At 60.7% G+C, this 21,597-nt stretch carries 19 protein-coding genes; 16 read left to right on the forward strand and 3 right to left on the reverse strand.

The features are described 5' to 3' along the window. Positions 1-25 precede the first annotated feature (25 nt). The 11 genes from V8J85_RS01850 (at position 26) to V8J85_RS01900 (ending at position 10,171) form a co-directional block, all read left to right on the forward strand. Positions 26-1,189: an isovaleryl-CoA dehydrogenase gene (locus tag V8J85_RS01850; RefSeq protein ID WP_339951650.1), complete on the forward strand. Its 1,164-nt coding sequence runs from the start codon at positions 26-28 to the stop codon at positions 1,187-1,189. Between the two features lie 82 nt (positions 1,190-1,271). After that, the gene (locus V8J85_RS01855; RefSeq protein ID WP_339951652.1) at positions 1,272-1,568 is read left to right on the forward strand and encodes a hypothetical protein; all 297 of its coding nucleotides are present in this window, start codon (positions 1,272-1,274) and stop codon (positions 1,566-1,568) included. Continuing rightward, positions 1,565-2,053 carry a lysozyme inhibitor LprI family protein gene (locus tag V8J85_RS01860; protein ID WP_339951654.1) on the forward strand — a complete coding sequence of 163 codons (489 nt, stop codon included), beginning with the start codon at positions 1,565-1,567 and terminating at the stop codon, positions 2,051-2,053. Before V8J85_RS01855 ends, V8J85_RS01860 begins: the two co-directional genes overlap by 4 nt. Beyond that, positions 2,050-3,609, forward strand: a complete 1,560-nt coding sequence (locus tag V8J85_RS01865; protein WP_339951656.1) for a carboxyl transferase domain-containing protein — start codon at positions 2,050-2,052, stop codon at positions 3,607-3,609. The genes V8J85_RS01860 and V8J85_RS01865 overlap by 4 nt, the downstream gene beginning before the upstream one ends. Before the next feature lie 75 nt (positions 3,610-3,684). Further along, on the forward strand, positions 3,685-4,356 hold the full coding sequence (locus V8J85_RS01870; RefSeq protein WP_339951658.1) for a hypothetical protein: 672 nt from the start codon (positions 3,685-3,687) through the stop codon (positions 4,354-4,356). A 25-nt stretch (positions 4,357-4,381) separates the two neighbouring features. After that, positions 4,382-4,867, forward strand: coding sequence for a hypothetical protein (locus V8J85_RS01875; RefSeq protein ID WP_339951660.1), 486 nt, complete (start codon positions 4,382-4,384; stop codon positions 4,865-4,867). Then, the gene (locus tag V8J85_RS01880) at positions 4,860-6,767 is read left to right on the forward strand and encodes an acetyl/propionyl/methylcrotonyl-CoA carboxylase subunit alpha (RefSeq protein ID WP_339951662.1); all 1,908 of its coding nucleotides are present in this window, start codon (positions 4,860-4,862) and stop codon (positions 6,765-6,767) included. The genes V8J85_RS01875 and V8J85_RS01880 overlap by 8 nt, the downstream gene beginning before the upstream one ends. Further along, complete coding sequence (locus V8J85_RS01885; RefSeq protein ID WP_339951664.1) at positions 6,764-7,414, forward strand: glutathione S-transferase family protein; 651 nt, start codon at positions 6,764-6,766, stop codon at positions 7,412-7,414. The genes V8J85_RS01880 and V8J85_RS01885 overlap by 4 nt, the downstream gene beginning before the upstream one ends. 93 nt (positions 7,415-7,507) lie before the next feature. Continuing rightward, on the forward strand, positions 7,508-8,386 hold the full coding sequence (locus V8J85_RS01890) for a hydroxymethylglutaryl-CoA lyase (RefSeq protein WP_339951666.1): 879 nt from the start codon (positions 7,508-7,510) through the stop codon (positions 8,384-8,386). Then, positions 8,376-9,158 carry a crotonase/enoyl-CoA hydratase family protein gene (locus V8J85_RS01895; protein WP_339951668.1) on the forward strand — a complete coding sequence of 261 codons (783 nt, stop codon included), beginning with the start codon at positions 8,376-8,378 and terminating at the stop codon, positions 9,156-9,158. The genes V8J85_RS01890 and V8J85_RS01895 overlap by 11 nt, the downstream gene beginning before the upstream one ends. A 71-nt stretch (positions 9,159-9,229) precedes the next feature. Continuing rightward, positions 9,230-10,171 (forward strand): hypothetical protein, encoded by a 942-nt coding sequence (locus tag V8J85_RS01900; RefSeq protein WP_339951670.1) that lies wholly within the window; start codon positions 9,230-9,232, stop codon positions 10,169-10,171. Between the two features lie 357 nt (positions 10,172-10,528). Here the strand turns inward: V8J85_RS01900 and V8J85_RS01905 are convergent, their stop codons facing one another. Beyond that, complete coding sequence (locus V8J85_RS01905; protein ID WP_339951672.1) at positions 10,529-12,124, reverse strand: peptide chain release factor 3; 1,596 nt, start codon at positions 12,122-12,124, stop codon at positions 10,529-10,531. 106 nt (positions 12,125-12,230) lie between these two features. Between V8J85_RS01905 and V8J85_RS01910 the strand changes: the two genes are divergently transcribed. Beyond that, entirely contained in the window at positions 12,231-12,848 is a 618-nt protein-coding gene (locus tag V8J85_RS01910; RefSeq protein ID WP_339951674.1) for a hypothetical protein, read from the forward strand. Positions 12,849-12,898: 50 nt separating this feature from the next. Beyond that, positions 12,899-13,462, forward strand: a complete 564-nt coding sequence (locus V8J85_RS01915) for a hypothetical protein (RefSeq protein WP_339951676.1) — start codon at positions 12,899-12,901, stop codon at positions 13,460-13,462. Here the strand turns inward: V8J85_RS01915 and V8J85_RS01920 are convergent. Beyond that, positions 13,422-14,264, reverse strand: coding sequence for a hypothetical protein (locus V8J85_RS01920; RefSeq protein ID WP_339951678.1), 843 nt, complete (start codon positions 14,262-14,264; stop codon positions 13,422-13,424). The two genes, V8J85_RS01915 and V8J85_RS01920, sit on opposite strands and share 41 nt — an antisense overlap. A 246-nt stretch (positions 14,265-14,510) precedes the next feature. Between V8J85_RS01920 and V8J85_RS01925 the strand changes: the two genes are divergently transcribed. The 3 genes from V8J85_RS01925 to V8J85_RS01935 all read left to right on the forward strand — a co-directional run bounded on the left by V8J85_RS01925 (position 14,511) and on the right by V8J85_RS01935 (position 17,558). Next, positions 14,511-15,290, forward strand: coding sequence for an SDR family oxidoreductase (locus V8J85_RS01925; protein ID WP_339953052.1), 780 nt, complete (start codon positions 14,511-14,513; stop codon positions 15,288-15,290). Further along, positions 15,290-16,408, forward strand: a complete 1,119-nt coding sequence (locus V8J85_RS01930; protein WP_339951680.1) for a hypothetical protein — start codon at positions 15,290-15,292, stop codon at positions 16,406-16,408. The genes V8J85_RS01925 and V8J85_RS01930 overlap by 1 nt, the downstream gene beginning before the upstream one ends. Before the next feature lie 73 nt (positions 16,409-16,481). After that, positions 16,482-17,558: an ABC transporter ATP-binding protein gene (locus V8J85_RS01935; protein WP_339951682.1), complete on the forward strand. Its 1,077-nt coding sequence runs from the start codon at positions 16,482-16,484 to the stop codon at positions 17,556-17,558. Here the strand turns inward: V8J85_RS01935 and V8J85_RS01940 are convergent. Further along, on the reverse strand, positions 17,555-21,469 hold the full coding sequence (locus V8J85_RS01940; RefSeq protein WP_339951684.1) for an amino acid adenylation domain-containing protein: 3,915 nt from the start codon (positions 21,467-21,469) through the stop codon (positions 17,555-17,557). The genes V8J85_RS01935 and V8J85_RS01940 overlap by 4 nt on opposite strands. Positions 21,470-21,597: the final 128 nt, after the last annotated feature.

Below are 21,597 nucleotides of genomic sequence, written 5' to 3' on the forward strand. Positions count from 1 at the left end.
GCGTTCAATTAATGGGGTTCGTCCGATGTTCCACGCCTCAATGACATTTGATCTTGGCGATGACGTGAACGCCTTGCGCGACATGGTTCACGCCTGGTCGCAGGAACGGGTAAAGCCGATGGCCGCTGAGATCGACCGGACGAATACCTTTCCACCCGCGCTGTGGCCCGAAATGGGCGAACTGGGCCTGTTGGGGATTACCATAGATGAAGAATACGGTGGGGCCGGGATGTCTTATCTTGCCCACACAGTGGCGATCGAGGAAATCGCGCGAGCGAGCGCGTCTGTTTCGCTGTCCTACGGGGCGCATTCCAATCTGTGCGTCAATCAGATCAAGCTGAACGGGAACGAGGATCAGAAGGCGAAATATCTGCCGGGTTTGATTTCGGGTCAGCATGTCGGTGCATTGGCCATGTCCGAGGCCGGGGCTGGGTCGGACGTCGTGTCGATGTCGCTGCGTGCCGAGAAACGCAATGACCACTATCGCCTGAATGGCAACAAATACTGGATCACCAACGGCCCCGACGCCGACACGCTGGTCGTTTATGCCAAGACCGACCCCGATGCCGGATCGAAAGGAATCACCGCCTTTCTGATCGAGAAAGAGATGACCGGGTTCAGCACCTCGCCCCATTTCGACAAGCTGGGCATGCGGGGGTCGAACACGGCGGAACTGATCTTTGACGATGTGCAGGTCCCGTTCGAGAATGTGCTGGGCGAGGAAGGTAAAGGCGTCCGCGTCCTGATGTCCGGTCTGGATTACGAGCGCGTCGTGCTGGCGGGGATCGGCCTCGGCATCATGGCCGCCTGTCTGGACGAGGTGATGCCATACATTTCATCGCGCAAGCAGTTTGGTGAGCCGATCGGGAATTTTCAGCTGATGCAGGGCAAGATCGCGGATATGTATACGGCGATGAACTCCGCGCGGGCCTATGTCTATGAGGTCGCGCGCGCCTGCGATCGCGGTACGGTGACGCGGCAGGACGCGGCGGCGTGTTGTCTTTATGCCTCCGAAGAGGCGATGAAACAGGCCCATCAGGCGGTGCAGGCCATGGGTGGGGCTGGGTTTCTGAACGACGCCCCGGTCGCCCGGATTTTCCGCGATGCCAAGCTGATGGAGATCGGGGCCGGGACGTCGGAAATCCGTCGGATGCTTGTCGGGCGCGAGATGATGGGGGCGATGGTGTGACAGGGCGCCGCCGTATATTTCGGGGGATGAAGACACTGACTTGCACCAATGCACTGTCGGACGGCCACGCTGAAAGTGATCGATGAGATATTGGGCGTTCTTCCTGCCGGTCGGTTGCCTCGTTGCCTTCGCCGCCTACCTCGGTGTCCGCGCCGGGCAGGTCCCGACCGAAACCGAGATCATCAATCGATATGCGGCGGCCTATGTGGCCGAGGTTGGCGATGGCGCGGCGCTGACTGACTGCGCGGCGACGCCCCATCCCCATGACGCGATCCGCATGGTTGTTGTGTGTCAGCCAGCGCAGGGCGACCCTATGACCTTTCTTGTGGGTCCTCGGGGTCGTTTGATTTCCGAGGGTGAAAGAGGTGTCGGGGCATGAAGTTTCTGGTTTCACTTGCTTCCTGTTCAATCGCGAATGCGCAGAGTCTTGACGCCTTGACGGTTGATGCCGATGCCATCAGGGCCTGCCACACGTCAACTCCGATCGGCACGATCTATCCTGATTGTCTGGGTCAGGCATCGAATGCGTGTCAGGCGCAGGATGGCGGCAGCACAACGCAAGGCATCGCGGCCTGCATCAGCGCGGAAACAGCGGTATGGGATGCGTTGCTGAACGAAGAGTATCAGGCGCTACGCGCTCATTTCAGCGGTGTTCAAGGCGGCGGCACTGACGCCACGACGGATGAGTTGCTGGACTATCTGCGCGGTGCGCAGCGGGCTTGGATCGCTTTTCGTGATGCCGATTGTGACTTGCGCTATACACAGTATCAGGGCGGGGCGATCCGATCGATCGTGGGTGCGAATTGTCGGATGACCAAGACAGCAAGCCGTGCGCTGGAGCTTAGGGACATGCGGCAGCCATGAGCGTGACGGAACATGAAGCAGCCTTAGAGCTTGTCGCAGAGGCTGCCCGGAACGCGGCCTTGGGCGGTGGCGAAAAGGCCCGTGCCCGTCACCTGAGCCGGGGCAAGATGCTGCCGCGGGATCGCGTGGCGGGGCTGCTTGATCCCGGTTCGCCGTTTCTTGAGGTCGGTGCGACGGCTGCCCACGGCATGTATGACGGCGCTGCCCCCTGTGCCGGTGTCATTGCGGGCGTGGGGCGTGTGAACGGTGTCGAGGTCATGGTCGTTTGCAACGATGCGACTGTGAAGGGCGGCACCTACTACCCGCTGACCGTTAAGAAACACCTAAGAGCGCAGGAGATTGCCGAGAAATGTCATCTGCCTTGCGTCTATCTGGTGGACTCAGGCGGCGCGAACCTGCCCAATCAGGATGAGGTGTTCCCGGATCGCGACCACTTTGGCCGGATTTTCTATAATCAGGCGCAGATGTCCGCCAAGGGGATTCCGCAGATTGCAGTTGTGATGGGCTCTTGCACCGCTGGCGGGGCTTATGTGCCTGCGATGGCGGATGTATCGATCATCGTGAAGGAACAGGGGACGATCTTTCTGGCTGGCCCTCCGTTGGTAAAGGCGGCGACGGGCGAGGTGGTCTCGGCCGAGGATTTGGGCGGCGGCGATGTGCATACGCGCCTGTCCGGTGTGGCTGATTACCTGGCCGAGGATGACGCGCATGCGCTGGCTTTGGCGCGGCAGGCAGTGGCATCATCCGCATTAAAGAAGTCGTTTCATGTCAAGCGGTTGACGCCTGAATCTCCTGCGCTTAATCCGGCGTCTATGTTCGATGTCGTCCCCGCTGATCTGCGGACTCCTTATGACATCCGCGAGGTGATCCGCCGGATCGTGGATGGCTCTCGGTTCGATGAGTTCAAGGCGCGTTTCGGGGAAACGCTGGTCTGCGGATTTGCCCATATCGATGGCTGGCCCTGCGGCATTATCGCCAATAACGGGGTGCTTTTTTCGGAGAGTGCGCAGAAGGGTGCGCATTTCGTGGAACTGTGTTCTCAGCGGCGCATCCCGTTGGTGTTCCTGCAGAATATCACCGGATTTATGGTGGGACAGAAATACGAAAACGAAGGGATCGCGCGGCACGGGGCCAAGATGGTGACGGCGGTGGCGACGACGTCGGTGCCGAAGATCACGATGGTGGTCGGTGGGTCGTTTGGTGCAGGAAATTATGGAATGGCAGGAAGGGCTTACAGCCCGCATTTCATGTGGTCTTGGCCAACCTCACGCATTTCAGTGATGGGTGGTGAGCAGGCCGCGGGTGTGCTTGCGACCGTCAAACGCGACGCGATCGAGCGTGGTGGCGGGGAGTGGTCGGCGGAGGAAGAGGCGGCGTTCAAGAAGCCGACGATCGACATGTTCAATGAACAATCGCATCCGCTTTACGCCTCGGCCCGGCTCTGGGATGACGGGATCATCGACCCGCGCAAAAGCCGTGAGGTGCTGGCACTGTCGCTTTCCGCGGCGCTGCATGCACCCATCAGGGAGACACGTTTCGGCGTGTTTCGGATGTGATGCACCGGGCGTACACACGGCGTACACACAACGTACACACGATGTGCACACATTCCCTGATGTCAGGAGAGTGCGATGCGCAGCATTAAGGATCGCATTCTTGACCAAATGCCGCAGGTCAAGATGCCGACGCTGGGCCAGAGCGTCGATATCCCGGTTTATGTGATCCACAACAGCGGCGACCCAGAAGACTATTTCTTTATCTTCGATTTCGAACAGTTCGTGGAGCGGTCGCGGTCGGGCATCTTTGTCAGACCCAGGCTGAAGGTGTGGGCGGGGCGGAGCGACTTTGGACGCAGTGCGTTTGCGCGACAATTTCGTGAGAGTTTCGCGGCTGAGTTTGACGCGGCCCGGCAGGCGCTGGCTGCTGGCGGGGGGAAGAAGAACGGTTGGTTTAGCTGGAGCCTTGGCAAGGACCTGCTAGGTGGCGCGGTGAGCGGGTTTGTCGCCAATATTGTGCTGCTGGTGGCGATGTCGGCGGGCAAGCTGGTCTGGTCCGCGCTGCCGTTGCCGGGTTTTCTGCGCGAGAAAAGCGACGGTGAAAAGCTGGAAAGCAGCATCACCGAGACGCAAGGCAAGGTCGATCAGGCATTGGCAGGGATGCAGGTGACGTTGCATCGGGCGCTTTACGATCATGCCCGCAAATTTGGCCCGGTATCGCAGCGTGATCTGGATTATGATGCCTGGCCATTGCCCGCCTTTGTGACTGAACACCTGACGGATCGGACGTCGACATCATGGTGGTAGCAGGGGTGATGATCGGGGGCCGTGCATGAAACCGCAGATGCCCGAAGACGGTCAGTTTCGCGTTGGCAAGCCGGACAACGCCACGGATGCGCGTTGGATCTATGTAACGCCCGAGATGGCCCTGGCGCATCCGAAGGGGCAGTTGGGGCTGCTTTTATGGGCTTTGGTGGCGTTCAATCTGCTGATGGGTGTCGTTCGTGTTTATCAGGGTGTCACGATCACACCGCTTGCGCTGATCTTTGGCGTGGCGAACCTGACGGTGGCACTGCTTCTTGCTATCCGGTCGCCGTGGGCGCTGCCGGCCGTTTTCGTGCAGGTGATCGGGGGTATTCTTGCGGCTTTTTTCATCGTGCTTGGACCTGTTGATGTCGTCATCCGGGCCGCGTTGGGGATCGGGTTGCTGGTTTATCTCGTCGATGGCGACCGCCCCAACCTGATCTATCGCCACCGTTTCCGCGCCTATAGCGATCTGGAGGGCCAGGATCGCTGGACGGGAGGGGACAATGTTTGACAAGATTCTGATCGCCAATCGCGGTGAGATTGCCTGCCGCGTGATCCGCACGGCGCGGGCCATGGGCGTGCGGACTGTTGCAGTTTACTCTGACGCAGATGCCAAGGCGCTGCATGTGCAGCAGGCGGACGAGGCGGTGCGCTTGGGGCCAGCGCCGGTCGCGGAGAGCTATTTGCGGGGTGACCTGATTATCGCGGCAGCGCAGGCGACGGGCGCGCAGGCGATCCATCCGGGGTACGGTTTTCTGTCAGAGAACCCGGATTTCGTGGAGGAGGTCGAAGCGGCGGGTCTCGTTTTCATCGGACCGTCGGCCAAGGCGATCCGCGCAATGGGGCTGAAGGATGCGGCCAAGGCACTGATGGCGGAGGCCGGTGTGCCCGTCGTGCCGGGGTATCATGGTGACAATCAAAACCCTGACTTTCTGGCCGAGAAGGCTGAGGAGGTCGGTTATCCGGTGCTGATCAAGGCCGTTGCCGGTGGTGGCGGTAAGGGAATGCGGCTGGTCGAGGGGCCGACGGATTTTCTTGAAAACCTGTCCTCTGCTCAGGCTGAGGCGCGGACGGCGTTTGGCAATGCGGATGTCTTGATCGAGAAATTCGTGACCTCGCCCCGGCATATCGAGGTGCAGGTTTTTGGAGATGGCGACGACGCCGTGCATTTGTTCGAGCGGGATTGTTCGCTGCAGCGCCGCCATCAGAAAGTGATCGAAGAGGCGCCCGCGCCGGGCATGACGGACGCCGTGCGCAGAGCGATGGGCGATGCCGCTGTCCGCGCCGCCAGGGCGATCGGCTATACGGGTGCGGGTACGATCGAGTTTATTGTCGATGGATCGGATGGGCTGCGCGAAGACGGCTTCTGGTTCATGGAGATGAACACGCGGTTGCAGGTAGAACACCCGGTGACCGAGGCCATTACCGGCGTCGACCTTGTGGAGTGGCAGTTGCGTGTCGCGTCTGGGGAGCCTTTACCTGTGCGGCAAAAGGATTTGGCGATCAGCGGTCATGCGTTCGAGGCACGCCTTTATGCCGAGGATGTGCCCGCGGGGTTCCTGCCCGCGACCGGGGTGATCGATCATCTGGTCTTTCCAGACAGCGCGCGGATCGATAGCGGTGTCGATGCCGGATCGGAGATTTCGCCTTGGTATGATCCGATGATCGCGAAGGTCACCGTGCATGGACCGGATCGGGCGGTGGCCCTGCGGTCTTTGTCATCGGCATTGGATGCGACGCAGGTGGCGGGGACCGTCACCAATCTTGGCTTTTTGCGCAAGCTGGCGCGGGATCCGGGTTTTGCCGAAGGTGATGTGGATACGGGCCTGATCGCGCGGCGGCAGGATGATCTTTGCGTCGCGCTGCAGCCGCGTGCGCGCGACGTGGCGATTGCGGCGGTTGTCGCGGCGGATGTGCAGCGGGATGCGCTGACAGGATTTACCTTGTGGGCACCGCTGACTCGCGATGTTGTCCTGTCGTATGCGGATGAGCCTGTCACCGCCCGGCTGACGATCCGCGATGCGGATCATTGCGAGGTCGCCGTCGGCGATGAGGTCATTGCCCTGACATGGCATGGGCAATGGGGGGCGGAGGCGGTGCGTCATGGCGCGCGGGTCACCGTGTTCGGGGCAGAGACGCTAACGTTCGCGTTACCGGATCTGCTGGATCGTGGTGCGTTGTCCGCTGGTGGTGATGTGGTGCTTGCACCGATGCCCGGGCTGGTGCGCGATGTCGCGGTAACCGATGGCGCGCGCGTGGCCGCGGGTGACCGACTGGTTGTATTGGAGGCGATGAAGATGGAGCATGTCTTGCGTGCGCCGCGCGATGGTGTTGTCGCCTCTGTCGGGGTAAGCGCCGGTGATCAGGTGACGGCAGGCGCGCTGATGGTCGCGCTGGAGGCCGAGACATGATCCGCCTGCATCATTGTCATCAGACACGTTCGATGCGCAGCCTGTGGTTGCTTTATGAGCTGGGCGTGGATTTCGAGCTGCTGGTCTATCCGTTCGACAAGACGTTGCGGGAAGAACCGTATCGGTCGCTTAACCCGACGGGTCGCGTGCCGACATTGGAAATCGATGGCTTCGTGATCCATGAAAGCGGCGCGATCGCCGAATATCTGTGTGAGCGGTTTCCCGACGGTGGCCTGGGTCGAGACCCAGGCGACGACGATCGTGCCGCCTGGCTGGACTGGATCCATTTCGCCGAGACGATCAGCCAGCATACCGCCGCCCTGACCCAGCAGCACGTGGCGCTTTATGAGGATCACATGCGCTCGCCCATCGTCATGCAGCTGGAGGCGAAGCGGCTGGCGAAGACCTTGGGCAAGGTCGAGGCGGGTTTGGTGGGAGATTATCTGCTGTCATCGTTTTCAGCCGCTGATATCGGGGTGGGGCAGGCCGTCTATATGGCGGGGCATTTTGTGGAATTGGCGCGTTTCCCGCGGTTGTCGGATTGGTTCGACCGGTTGCAGGCCCGGCCTGCCTATCGGAAGGCGTTGCCGGGCGGGCCGGGGCTTTATGCGCAGGATTTATATCCGCCTTGGCCGTTGGATACATGAGCGGCTGTGCCGCATATCATGCTTTTGTGGGGGCTCTGCCCCCGGCCCGATGGGCCTCCCCCGAGGTATTTTTGAACAAAAGAAGGGTGGATCGTGGCTGAGGTCGTGCGCATTTATGAGGTTGGGCCACGGGATGGGTTGCAGAATGAGCCGGGAGTGATTTCGGTGGCGGACAAGGTGGCGCTGATCGATTTGCTGGCCCGGTCCGGGCTGCGCGATATCGAGGTGGGCAGTTTCGTGAGCCCGAAATGGGTGCCGCAGATGGCCGATACGGATCGTGTGCTGGCCGGTCTGACGCTGTTGGATGGCGTGCACTATGCCGTTTTGGTGCCGAACATGCGCGGGTGGGACGGCTTTGCGGCGGTCCGTGTGCCGGGCGTGACGTATGAGATCGCTGTGTTCATTTCCGCCTCGGAAGGGTTTTCGCGGGCCAATCTGAATTGTTCGATCGCCGAATCCGTCGCGCGGCTGGTGCCGGTTGTCCGCGCTGCCGAAGCGGCGGGTGTCGCCGTGCGCGGATATGTGTCTTGCGTCACCGACTGCCCTTTTGACGGGCCGGTTGCGCCAGATGCCGTGGCGCGCGCCTGTGAGATGCTGCGTGATGTGGCGCGGATGCCGCTGTCGCTGGGTGATACGATTGGACACGGCACGCCGGAAACGGTGGCACACATGCTGGATGCGGTGACCGCGATCGTTCCCGTCACGGATTTGGCCGGTCATTTCCATGACACTGGGGGGCAAGCCCTCGCCAATATCGAGGTCGCATTGGAGCAAGGCGTGCGCGCCTTCGACAGCGCCGTGGGCGGTCTGGGTGGCTGTCCCTATGCGCCGGGCGCGCCGGGCAATGTGGCGACCGAGGCGGTTCTGGCCCTGCTGCATGATCGCGGATTTGAAACGGGCGTCGATGCGCATGCCATTGCCCAGGCCGCGGCCATGGCGCGCGCGATACGGGAGAAAGCACATGCTGGTTGATCTTGAGGTGGATGCGCGCGGTGTCGCGACGCTTTGGCTGGCGCGACCGGACAAGCACAATGCGCTGTCGCAGGCCGTGATCGATGACCTGCAGGTGACGGCTGACAGGATCGCCGCGGATCGTGAGATTCGTGTTATCGTTCTGGCCGGGCGGGGCGCGTCGTTCTGCGCCGGTGGCGATCTGGGCTGGATGCGGGATCAAATGGCGGCAGATGCCGCGATGCGACGGGCCGCCGCCGGATCGATTGCGCGGATGTTGGGCGCTCTGAATGGCTTGCCCCAACCCGTCATCGGTCGGGTCCATGGCAATGCGTTCGGGGGCGGGGTCGGGATGGCCTGCGTTTGCGATGTGGCGATCGCTGCGGATCATGTGAAATTCGGCCTCACCGAGACCAGGCTGGGTCTGATTCCCGCGACCATCGGCCCTTATGTCCTGGCCCGTTTGGGCGAAGCGGCCGCCCGGCGCGTTTTCATGTCGTCGCGTGTGTTCGGCGTGGACGAAGCGGTGAGGCTTGGCATCGTGGCAAAGGCGGTGGCCGCGGATGCGCTGGATGCGGCCGTAGAGGCCGAGGTCGTGCCTTATCTGGCCTGTGCGCCCGGTGCCGTCGCGGCGGCGAAACGCTTTGCCCGTTCTCTTGGTCCGGTCATTGATGAAGCGGTCATCGCCCGATCCATCGATGCCTTGATCGCCCAATGGGAAGGCGACGAGGCGGCGGAAGGCATTGCCGCGTTTTTCGAAAAGCGCGCGCCGCGATGGAACCCCACGTCATAGCGTAATCGTCAGATTTCCGTCTCACTTTGGACCGATTTGCCCGGTTGATTGGTGCCGAAAAGGGGACGAACATGCAATTTGACTGGCCGACACCTGACCAAATCACCTATCGCATCCATCGCCTGCGCCGTCTTGTCGCGCTAGCCATCGCGCTGCCGGTTCTTGTCCTTTTGGGCGGATCGTTGATCGATACGGCCTTTATCAGCCCCGATCGTGCGACCCTGGCGGCGATGGCGGTCGCCGTCATGGTCGTTGGTCATGTGATCCTGTTTCCAAATGCCGGGCTTGAGACGATCGCCATGTCGCTTGGGGTGACGGCGATGAGTGTTGCAGCCCCCTGGATAAAGGCAATCGCTGTCGTGGCACCACTGGAATATCAAACGGCCGCGCTGGTCATGCTGATCATCCTTTCCGTGATCGCGACCGGTTTGTTGATCGCAGGTCTGCAAGTCGCTTTGGGATTTGTCATGATGATCGGCCCGATGAAGGCCTGGCGTCTGCGTGGCGCGGTGAATGTGCCCTGTTCCCCCGAAGTTGCCCGTGGTCAGTTTGCGCTTCAGCCGAATGTGCGGCGTGGTCGTATCCTGACGGGACAAGCAGACGAAAACGGGTTTTTCGATGTCGCGATCCTGGCACCGCAGATCGCCGATCCCGAGACGCCCGGCAATCCCATGATCGTCCGCGTGGCGGCGAAACTGATGGCCGAGACAACCGACAGCCAGCAGACGATGCTGGTCTTGCCGAATGGCCGCATGACCGTGACGTCCGAGCAGTTCACGAAAACGGCGGATGGTTGCCGCGTCGAAATTACCGAGTTGCCTGGCGATTTTACCATCGGGATGTACCTGATGTTCTGGTTGACCGATCAGCAGATGGATAACCTGACCGAAACCGCGGATCTGATTTCGGGCCATCTGGCACGGGCCAATGGTCTGGCACATGGTGTATCGTTCATGTCGATCATCGGCGCCGTGCTCGCGCCTCAGCCGAAGGTTGTTGGCGGCGCGGACTAGGCGGCGTCTGCATTTGGAACGCACCATCGGCGCGAGACCCATTTTTCCGCTGACAAGCTGATTTGACCGCAGCGATTTGGTTCATCGGAAGGGCAAATCGGCGATGATGGCAGAGGCAAATGGGCCGCGTCCCGCAGGGATTTCGCCAGTTAAGCGGATCAGAAAACAGTCCGGGGACTGTTTTTCCGCGCAGACGCCCATTTCGTCGTCAACAGAGCTTGAATTAGCCCGCTAGTCCTGCGCTTATTCGGCGGGTAAACGATCCCCCAGATCGCTTACTGGTCCGCCTCATCCTAGAACTGAGCAATTTTGGCTGAAACCGGTGGTGCGTTCTAATGCAGACGCTGCCTATGCGCGTTACACCATCATTTCTTTCGTCGCGCTGAGTGTAATATCGACATAGTCCCGTTCGACCCGATCAATGTCCCATTGCAGGCGGGTCAGGTAGACCGTGTCACCGTCATTGTCTTCGGCGATGTGCTGTTTGTTGGCGGTTGCGAATTTTTCGATGGCGTCCTTTTCGCCGTGGACCCAGCGGGCAGAGGTGAATTGCGATGCCTCGAACCGGACAGGCAGTCCGTATTCCATTTCGATCCGGCTGGCCAACACTTCGAATTGCAGTGCGCCCACGACACCCACGATGAAGCCGGATCCGAAGGTCGGTTTGAATACCTTGGCGGCACCCTCTTCGGCGAATTGCATCAGTGCTTTTTCGAGGTGTTTGGCCTTCATCGGGTCGCCCGCGCGGCAATTTTGCAAAAGCTCTGGCGCGAAGGAAGGGATGCCGGTGACCCGGATCGCTTCGCCTTCGGTCAGCGTGTCGCCGATGCGGAGTTGCCCGTGGTTGGGGATGCCGATGATGTCACCTGCCCAGGCCTCTTCCGCCAGTTCGCGGTCAGCGGCCAGGAAAAGGACAGGGTTGGTGATGGCCATCTGCTTTTTCGATCGTACATGGGTCAGCTTCATGCCGCGTTCGAAATGGCCGGAAGCCATGCGGACAAAGGCCACACGGTCGCGGTGTTTCGGGTCCATATTGGCCTGCACCTTGAACACGAAACCGGCCACGTTCGGTTCTTCGGGCGCGATTTCGCGTGGTTGGGCCGTTTGCACCTGTGGTTCGGGCCCGTAAGTGCCGATGCCATCCATCAATTCCTTGACGCCGAATGAGTTGATGGCGGAGCCGAACCAGATCGGCGTCATCGACCCGTTCAGGACGCTTTCGGGGTCGAGTTGGGGCAGCAACTCCTTGGCCATCTCGATGTCTTCGAGGAATTTCCCAAGGAGGTGTGCGGGCACATGTTCGGCCAGCTTGGGATCGTCGAGCCCCTTGATCTGGATGCTTTCGGCCACCTTGTTCCGGTCCGCCCGGTCCATCAGTTCCAGCCGGTCGCGCAGGATGTCGTAGGTGCCCATGAATTCGCGCCCGACACCGATCGGCCAGGCGGCGGGGGTCACGTCGATTGCCAGGTTTTCCTGGATCTCGTCGATGATTTCGAAGGTGTCGCGGCTTTCGCGGTCCATCTTGTTGCAGAAGGTCAGGATCGGCAGGTCGCGCAGGCGGCAGACCTCGAACAGTTTCTGCGTCTGGCTTTCGACGCCCTTGGCCCCGTCGATCACCATCACCGCCGCGTCGACGGCGGTGAGCGTGCGATAGGTATCTTCGGAAAAGTCCGAGTGGCCGGGCGTGTCGACGAGGTTGAACCGGTAGTTTTCGAAATCGAACGACATTGCCGATGCGCTGACCGAAATCCCCCGGTCTTTTTCCATCTGCATGAAATCGGACCGGGTGCGTCGCGCCTCGCCTTTGGCGCGGACCTGACCAGCCATCTGGATCGCACCGCCATACAGCAGGAATTTTTCGGTCAGCGTCGTCTTGCCCGCGTCGGGGTGCGAGATGATCGCGAAGGTCCGACGGCGGGCGATTTCGGGGGGAAGGTCAGGGCGGTTCGTCATGGCGGGTCGTTTATGCGGTCGCCGGAGAAAGGGCAATGCGCCGCGTCGTTAACCGGGGATTCGTTGTTGTCGGATAAGCAAGGGGAGAGGTAATCGGGAGTTTGGCATGCGGGGCCTGATGGTTTTGCTGATCGTGCCCATCGCCGCCTGCGGCGGTGGCGGAGGGGGTGGCGGCGGCAGCGGGATCGACCCTCGCCTTGCGCGGGTCGATGTCTATGAGGCGCAGCGTGTACGTGTTTTGGGCGATCCTGGCGCTGGTGTCGTGGGGATGGCTGCGACCGAGACAGCCGATGTGCCCATCACGGGGGCGATCACCTATGACGGGTCTGTGACCATCAGTGTCGAAACATCCGTTCCGATCTTTCTCGCGGGCGATGCTGCCATCACCATGGATTTCGCCGCTGGCGACGTGTCGGGCGAGATGCGGAACATGTTCGGCCGCAGGGAGGGTCAGGCCTTGCAAGACTATGCGGGCACGCTGGTGATCGCGGACGGTACGGTCGATGATGCGAATGGCTGGTCCGTCGACTATGCGGGCACGCTGGAGAGCGGCTCTGATACGCTCGTCTTCGCCGGGCAGGTCGTCGGGTCGCTTTATGGTGCAGAGGCCGAGGCCATCGCAGGGGCGGAGTTCGGTGCGCTGATCGATGTGAATGGCGACATCGTGGACGGGAGTCTGACGATCGTCGCGGAAGAGGAAGGCGGGGCATCTGATGTCGATTAATCGCGAGATGTAACCGGATGTTAACCAACCTGCGTTGATCATCCGGGTCGATGAGATATCCGTTCCTTTGGATGGCCGCGATCTGGGCCTTTTCCGCCTGTGGCGGCGGGAGTGGCGTCGGCGCCGACGCGCCGGACTATCGCGATCGTTTGGACGGCGTGCAGGCGATGTTCGCAACACCGGCGGCGGCGCTGCCGACCACAGGCCGCTTGACCTATACCGGGCAGATGCAGATCGACCTGGCATTGCCGGGTGGGGTCGGGCCCTACCTTGGTGACGCACATATGGCATTCGATTTCGATAGCCGGGACGCCGCTGTGACCGGGACAGTGGATGGGTTTCGACACGGTGCCGACACGTTGTCCGGCGCGCTGACCATCTCGGAAGGTCGGATTTATCCGGATGCCGATCCGATACGGGACTATCAATTCGAGGCTGAATTTTCGGGATCGCTGTCCGCCGCCACGGAAAATTATCGCCTGTCGGGTGAGGTCTATGGTGATTTCAAAGGGGCCGAGGCAGAGGCGGTCAATGGCGTCGTCGCAGGAACGATGCGGTCAGACACCGACGAGGTCACGCTGTTTGACGGTTCGTTTTTCGGGATCCAGGATTGATCCGCGCCGGAGGCACATCCGCGATTGGGCCACGATCACAAAGATGGACTGACAGCCTTATCCCGTCGACGACGACGATTGCATTTTGGTCGCATCGCAGTTGGACCAGCCGGTGGTCGGCGCTTTTGTCGATCGATGCATGCGGCGTTGACACCAGCTGATCCGCCCGTATCAGCGCCGTACCATCGATGATGGTTTGATGCGGATGCAAGATCAGGTCACGCCGGTTGCCCAGGGTTTGCGCCGGAACCTTGACCAGCCCGTCGGCAGCACAAGCGCGGGATGCGACCTTTCGCACCTGCAGAACGGTGCAGGCATCGTCATTGACCGCAAGGACCTCATCACCCGGTTTCAACGCCCCGACAGCGCGGTCCGATCCATCCCGCATTTTGACCATCGCCTGTTCCGGCAGGATTCCGAACGTTATCTTGTCCATCAAACTGGCCAGCGTCGTGTCGCTGCTGTGGATCAGGCGATAGCGGGCCTGTCCGTTTGGCTGGTCCAGTGAAAGTATAAATACCCGGGCATCGGTGGAAACGAGTTGAAAGCAGCGCAGCGTACCTCCCGCATCATCCATGAACGTCAGCGCCCGGCAGGGCCGGAGGGGCGTACCACATTGGGCCAGATGCAGTTTTTCGTCTTCATACATTGCCCGCGCGAGGGGGGCATGGGGCGTGACCGCATAGATGTCATCGCAGAGCGGGGGCCGCGGATTGGCCAAGGTTTCACCCATGGTCACACCGTCCGACACCACAAAAGAGCTGCCGTCGAAGACTGAAAATGTAAGGGCCAGATCGTCCATCACAGATGTATATCGCCCAAAGTCATGTAGGAAAATATAACCAAAAGCGCAGGGTACGCGACGTTCGGTCCTGCATTGCAGCAGTTTGGGGCGCTGTCCGTAAAATCTGCGGCGCAGATTTTTCGCTGTTTCGCGAACGGGCCGTCCTCACCTGTCTTGAAAACCAAGAATTCCGGTTCGGATTTCCTGGTTTTCGCTTTAAGCAGAGCGCGAGGTCGCATTGCGGCGAAAACAGTGGAGTGGATGATGGATCTGGGAATCAAGGGAAAGCGCGCGCTGGTTTGCGCGTCGTCAAAGGGGCTTGGACGTGGATGCGCTGCGGCGCTGGCCGAAGCGGGTGTCGACCTGGTGCTGAACGCCCGCGGCGCGGAGGCGCTGGACGCGACGGCTTTGGCCCTGCGGAACGCGCATGGCATCGATGTCACGACGGTCGCCGCTGATGTCGCCACAGACACGGGGCGTGATGCTCTTCTTTCTGCGGCGGGTGACGTCGATATTCTGGTGAACAATGCGGGCGGCCCGCCCCCCGGCCTTTGGTCCGACTGGGACAGGGACGATTTCATCAAGGCACTGGACGCCAACATGCTCGCGCCGATCGCGCTGATGAAAGCGCTGCTGCCCAGCATGATCGACAAAGGCTGGGGGCGTGTCGTCAACATCACCTCGGGGTCGGTCAAGGCGCCCATCCCGCAGTTGGGCCTCTCCAATTCCGCCCGGGCTGGTCTGACCGGCTATGTCGCCGGGACCGCCCGGCAGGTCGCCCAGCACGGTGTGGTCATCAACAACATGTTGCCCGGCATTCACGCGACGGATCGGGCGATCAGCCTTGATACGGGTGTGTCGCAGGCGCAAGGTATCTCGATGGACAAAGCCAAGGCGCAGCGTGAGGCGACAATCCCCGCCCGCCGTTATGGTACGGCGGAAGAGTTCGGGGCGATGTGTGCTTTCCTGTGTTCACAGCATGCGGGCTTTATCATCGGGCAGAACATCGTGCTGGATGGCGGCGCGATCAACGCGACGATTTGATGGCGGAAAAGTTCAGCCTCAAGGATCATCTATTCAATGTCGATACGGTCACTTTGCTTGGTGGTCATTTCGAGGATGCGGGGGTATTCGACGGGGCACCGTTCGTTTCTGCCGTCATGGCAGAGATGCCGCCGCTTGAGTTGAAGGCGCGGATCAATCTGATCGCGGACGTCCTGAGGCACCATCTGCCCGGTGACTTTCCGGCTGCCGCAGATGCGATCCTGGCGGCCTTACCGCCGCCATTGGACCCCACCTTGAAGGACGATGATTTCGGGCATTTCATCTATGCGCCGTTGGGTGTTTATGTCGAACGTCATGGCATGGAAGATCACCGCGACCGCGGTCTTGATGTGCTGGAAGCCGTGACCCAGCGTTTTTCGATGGAGTTCTCGATCCGTGCTTTCCTGAACCGGTGGGAAAGTAAAACGCTGGAGCGGATGCAGGATTGGGTGGTGCATGATCATTATCATGTCCGGCGTCTGGTCAGCGAAGGCACGCGGCCCAAACTGCCATGGGGGCAGAGCGTGGGCGTGACGCCGGAGCAGACACTGCCATTGCTGGATAAGTTGCATGGCGATCCGACCAGATTTGTCACGCGGTCTGTGGCCAATCATCTCAATGATTTGACAAAGAAGGATCCCGGGTTGGTGATCGGCCGGCTGGAGGCCTGGCAGGCTAGCGATGTGCAGAATGATGTCGAGTTGACCTGGATGCGCAAACACGCGCTGCGCGGGCTGATCAAGGCGGGTAATCCGGCGGCGATGACACATCTGGGCTATCGGCCCGATGTTTCGCTGACCGTGGATGGTTGGGCGATCACACCTGACGCTTTGGCGCGCGGTGCGGCGGCTGAGGTGAGATTGGGGCTGACCGCGCAGGAAGATGCCCCGCTGATCATCGACTATGTCGTCGATTTCGTGAAGGCCAACGGGACAACCGCGCCGAAAGTCTTCAAATTCAAGGTGTTGGACGCCAAGGCTGGAAAGCCGATGACGTTGAAGAAGAAACATGTGTTCAAGGACAATGCGACCACGTTCACCCTGTATCCCGGTCCGCATCGCATTCATGCGCAGATAAATGGCCGTATCGTTGCCTCGTCCTCATTCACGCTGACCTGACCTTGCCCCGGCTTGGCAGAGTTGTTAGGTGCGCTAAACCCAATCGTTTCAGTCAGGGATGTTACCCCGCCGCATGCCCCCGCCGCGTCTTGAGATCAGGAATATCGTAAAAGACTTTGGCGGGCGCCGTGTGGTCGACAATGTCGATCTGTCCGTGATGCCGGGGCAGGTGACCTGCCTTTTGGGCCCGTCCGGTTGCGGTAAGTCGACGACCTTGCGGATCGTTGCAGGGGTCGAGATGCAGGATAGCGGCACGATTCATGTGGATGGCGGGTTGATCTGCGATACGGTTTATCGCGTGCCGCCCGAGCGCCGGCAAATCGGGCTGATGTTCCAGGATTTCGCGCTGTTTCCCCATCTGACCGTTGGTCAGAATGTGGCCTTTGGGCTGAAGCGGCGTGGAGCGGCTGCGCGGGTGAAGGGGCTGCTGGACAAGGTCGGGATGGCGCATTTCATCGACGACTATCCGCATCAGTTGTCGGGGGGAGAGCAGCAAAGGGTGGCGCTTGCCCGCGCGCTGGCCCCCAAGCCGCATATCATGTTGATGGACGAACCGTTTTCGGGGCTGGACGATCGTTTGCGCGACGATATCCGCGACGAAACGCTGGCCATTCTGAAGGCCGAAGGTGCGGCCGTTCTGCTCGTCACGCATGAACCGGGCGAGGCGATGCGCATGGCGGACGAAATCGCATTGATGCGGGACGGCCGCATCGTGCAGCACGGCGCGCCTTATAACATCTACAACGCGCCCGTGGATATAGACGCAGCGCGTTTTTTCAGCGACATCAATGTGATAACCGGCAAAGTCCAAGGTGCATTGACCGATACGGCCTTTGGCCAGTTCCTTGCCCCGGGTGTCCCGGATGGCACCGAAGTCGATATCGTGATCCGCCCGCAACATCTGAAAATCGACTTTGACAGGCAAGGCCGAGGTCCCAATCCGACTTCTCAGGATGGCACGGCGGCCCGCGGCGTCGTCGAACGGGCGCGGTTTATGGGTATGTCGAGCCTTGTCGAATTCCGTATGGATTTCGACGGGTCGATCCTGAAAGCCACAGTGCCGTCAGTGTTTCTGCCGCAACCCGGCACGGCGCTATGGCTGATGATCCGCCGGGATCGGTGTTTCGTCTTTCCGAAAAGGCGGGCTTAGTCCTTATTGTATCGGTCCAGCACCTTCGCCATCTCGCGCGCCAGTGTGGGAACATGTGGTTCCTGCAAAAGTGACAGGTGACCGCCGGGCACATCGATCACCTCGAACCCTTTTTTGGCCACATCGGCCCAGCCAAGGCCGGATTTGATCGCCGCATCGGTGTCGTAGAACTGGCTTTCGGCGCGGAAGATGGTCAGCGGCACGTCAAGCGGTTGGGCGTCATAGGCGTTCACCGCCATTTCGTTCGATGCGATGAATTCGAACACAGTCATTGGTGCTTTGGTTTCGCCCTGCGCCTCGGCTTCGCTGATTTTCTTTTTGTTGATCTTGTTGCGCCAGTTATACAGACGGTTGCGCAACACGTCCTGCACAAAGCCGGGGCCCATGTAATGCGCCCGTCGGGCCATGGCGAACACCCGTCTAAGCCCACGGTACTCATCCCGCCCGCCCGGTCCGGCAGCATCGAACAGGGCGAGCATCCCGATCTCGCGCCCGATGTCCTTGAGCTGCCGGGCAAGCTCGAACGCCATGTAGCTTCCCAGCGATACGGCCATCAGATGGATCGGCCCGTCGGGGTAGTGATCGTTGATGTCAGCGCAGTAGCGGCTGGCGGTGTTGACGATCCCGGTAGGGGTGTTTTCGTCCAGCGATCCGACCGAGACGCCCATCATCGGCTGGTCATCACCAAGATGGGCGGCAAGGGGGCGAAAATACTCTTCGTTCGTGCCGAGAATATGGATGCCGAGCAGCGGCGGCTTGCTACCTTTGGGCTGGATTGGAATGATGTGTTTGGGACCGCTGCTGCCGTCTTTCAGCAGCCGCGCAAGCTGACTGGGGGTGGGGTTGGTCTGAAAGTCCATCAGGCCGATGGATGACCCCGACATCGCCTCGAGCCGCCCGATCAATTCAACAGACAACAGGGAGTGGCCGCCGAGATCGTAGAAACTCTGATCTGGTCCGACCTGATCCCGCCCCAGGACTTTGGCCATGATCGCGCAGATATCGGCCTCTAACCCGATGGTTGGTCGGAGGTCGGTTGAGCCGCCGATCTCACCTGCGCTGGGTGCGGGCAGGGCGGCCTTATCGATTTTACCACCAGCGGTTCGCGGGAATTCCGGGACGTGAACAAGGGTCGGTTGCATATGCGATGGCAAAACCTCGGCCACGTCCGTGGTCAGCGCATCGATATCAACTGCATCGCTGTCATTTTCCGGACTGACCCACGTGACGAGCTGTGCTGCCGGTGTGCCCTTGTTTGCCACGCCCGCGATCACGTGCAGATCGGGGGCAGCCTCTTCCACGGCTTGTTCCACCTGCCGCAGATCGATCCGGTATCCGCGGACTTTGACCTGCCGATCCTCGCGCCCGAGGAAGTGAAGCGTGCCGTCGGGCCGCCACTGCGCCGTGTCGCCACTGCGATACATGCGCCCGCCCGGCACGAACGGATCGGGCAGGAACGCTTTGTCCGTTTCCTCGGGGCGATTGATGTAACCGATGCTGACCGCCGGCCCGCCGATGACCAATTCGCCGGGCGCACCACGGGGGGCAAGGCTGCCATCCGCCGCCATGACATACGCGCGGGCATGGGCGGTGGGGCGTCCGATTGGGATGTCTTCGTCAGGCAGGGCCTGCCCGGCCGTGTGCAAGGTGCAGGTGATCGTCGTTTCCGTCGGCCCATAGCCGTTCATCCAAGTGACATCAGGTACCAGCTTTTGCCATGCGACAAGGCTTTGCGGTTTGACCTGTTCGCCACCGACGATGATCAGGCGCATGCTGTCCGGCGTCTGTTTGCCGCTATGGCCCATGAAATCCGTCAGAATGGCCCAGAAGGCCGTTGGCAGGTTCATGATCGTCGGTCGCAGCGTGGCGCATCGATCAAGAAACGTTCCGGCCGATTGGGCCATCTCGTCGCTCCGCAGGATCAGCGTCGCCCCGTTGAGCAGCGTCGGAATGACCTCTTCCAAGGCGACATCGAAAGACAGGCTTGCGAATTGCAGAACGCGGTCGTCGGCTGTCAACCCGAAAGCGTCCGTGATCGCGGCGATATGCGACAACAGGTTCGCACGCGAGACCTGGACACCTTTGGGTTTGCCGGTCGAGCCGGAGGTGTAGATGATGTAGGCCCGTGCATCCGGGTCGATCGCGGGCAACGGTGTGGCCGGTGCTGCGCTGGCTTGATCCGGGCGGATGAGGAGTAGCACGCTGTCATGATCATATGCGACGATGGCCCGCGCGCCACTATCGGACAGCATGTGCGCGCGGGTCGCTTCGGGATAGGTCGGGTCCACGGGCAGAAAGGCCGCCCCGGTGCGCAGGATCGCCAAAAGCGACACGATGAAATCGACCGACCGCGGCAGGCCGATGGCGACCACATCACCGGTCGAGATTCCTTGCGCGGTCAACGTCGCTGCCAACGCCGCCACGCGGTCGCGGAGGTCGGCGTAGGTCAGACGCTCATCTCCGCCAGCGATTTCCAATGCGGTCGCGTTTGGATTGCTCCGTACGACTTCGTCAAAGCGACGGGCAAGACAATCGCCGATCGTCCTTAGCGGGATATCGGGTGCCGCCAGCGCGATCAGTGCGTCATGCTCATCCTTGGGCAGCATCGACAATGTGCCGACCAAGGCGTCATCGGCCGTGTCCGCCATGCGATGCAACAATGTTTCGACGTGGCCTATCAGCCGCGCCGCGACCGGATCGGGGATGATTGCCGGATCATGTTCCAGCATCACCCGCAGCCTTTCGCCGCCATAGACGGCGAGGGTGAGGGGCAGACCGCCTTCCTCGTGCAAGGTGATGGGGATGTCCTTGTGCCAGTTCACGATACCCTGCAGATCGGCGTTTTCGTACATGACCAGACTGTTGAACAGGTTCTGCTGTCCCGACAGGCCGGCCCATTCGCGTATCTTCGGCAGGGGCGTCTGCTCGAACGGGTAAAGAGCCAGCGTATCCTGTCGCAACTTTTGCAACAGATCGCCGAATGTCAGGTCGCGGGACAACCGCACCCGCATGGGGAGCGTGTTGATGAGGCAACCGACGGTGTCATGCGTGCCGTGGATCGCGTGGCGGCCTGTCCGGACGATGCCGAACGTCGCCTCGTCGAGGCCCTGCCAGCGGGTGAGCGCAAGGGCCCAAGCGGCCTGAACCAGATTGGCCATCCTGCTGCCAGCGGACAGGGCGCGCCGTTCCAGTTGCGCAGTCAGTTCGGCAGACAGGTACCGCTCGGCCTGCTTTTTGCGTTGTGATTTGCCGTCGACCCTTTCAAAGGTGGACATGCTCGGGGCACCCATATCCTCAAAACCGGCAAGATATTCCCGAAAGTAAGTCTCGGCCGCGCATCGGTCTGGAATACCCGAGGCGAGCGTCCGGCTGAAATTCTCATAAGTGGACGGGACTGATGATTGTGGTGGCAACACGCCGTTTTCGACATAGCCCAGCAGGTCGCGCAAAACATGAGCGATACTTCGCCCATCGACGACTGCATGGTGCGCCGTCCAGATCATTTTCGCGGTTTGGTCAGGGAAACGGATCAGCGATACCCGCCATGGTGGCCCTTTGGCAAAGTCGAAGCCAGCGACACGGTCTTTTTCCAGAAAGCCTTCGAAATCGCCGGGTTGGTCCGATATTTCATACGCACTGACGGATGGCGTCGTCTGATCGACGACGCATTGCATCGGACGACCGCCTGTTTTGATGTCGAAAGCCAGCCGAAGCGCATCGTGCCGCTGAGAAATCGCCGCCCAGGCGTCATTCAGCGTAGGAATGGATGCGTCAGCAGCATCCAATTCAACCACCACTTGTTCGACATTGACCCACGGCTGTTCGCCAACCGTGCTTTCGTAGATCATGCCGAGTTGTAGCGAAGTGAGCGGAAATCCTTCGGACTGCACCTGCTGAAATGCTTCTTTCATGCCAACCCCAGAACCCAATAACGATACAAATACAAACAATAATTGGGTGAAATTTTAACGCAGTATTATTCTTTCGCAACTCTTTATGATTGTGCAGCCGATTTAGACGACGCCTAAGGCCACTCGAC

The sequence above is a fragment of the Yoonia sp. 2307UL14-13 genome (genome assembly GCF_037572755.1).
Classification (GTDB): Bacteria; Pseudomonadota; Alphaproteobacteria; order Rhodobacterales; family Rhodobacteraceae; genus Yoonia.